Raw genomic sequence first — 656 nt, 5'->3', positions numbered from 1 at the left:
TAATTGCGACCTGCATGGAGAACTTTCTTAAAGCCATGTTTATTATTGCTGGTTTAGCAGTTGGCCTCGCAGTTCCTGGGCTGTTATTCTACCGCCGCAGACCGATAGTATAAGGACCCGACATGATCATTAGTATGATTGCCGCGATGGCAGACAACCGCGTTATTGGCAAAGATAATCAAATGCCTTGGCATCTTCCTGCGGATTTTGCTTGGTTTAAACGTTGTACGATGGGGAAGCCCGTCGTAATGGGAAGAAAGACTTACGATTCAATTGGTCGCCCTTTGCCAGGACGTTTGAATATTGTCATTAGCCGAGATGAATCATTGAGTATTGAAGGCGTTACGACGGTGACTTCAGTTGAAAAAGCGTTAGAGGCTGCAGGTAATGTTGAAGAAGTAATGATCATTGGTGGCGGTGCTATCTATGCTTCTTGTTTAGCGATGGCAAATAAACTGTACGTCACACATATTGATGCTGTAGTTGAAGGTGACACCCAGTTCCCAGACTGGGGTAATGAGTTCAAAGAGACATATTCTGAAACCTACCAAGCGGATGAGAAAAACGCTTACAACATGCGTTTTACTATTTTAGAAAAGCAATAGTTAGAAAAGTCTCTCGAAGCAGAATAGAAAAAGCACCGTAAACACGGTGCT

1 protein-coding gene is annotated in these 656 nt (G+C 43.4%); it reads left to right on the top strand.

Annotated features, from left to right (window positions below):
- Window positions 1-122: 122 nt before the first annotated feature.
- A complete protein-coding gene (gene folA, locus R7040_RS27175) occupies window positions 123-605 on the top strand; it encodes a type 3 dihydrofolate reductase (RefSeq protein ID WP_005496975.1) in 483 nt (160 codons plus the stop codon).
- Window positions 606-656 lie beyond the last annotated feature (51 nt).

The organism is Vibrio sp. 1069 (assembly GCF_033340555.1).
Note: the sequence above shows the minus strand (reverse complement) of the source record. Positions and strands in the feature narration are given on the sequence as shown.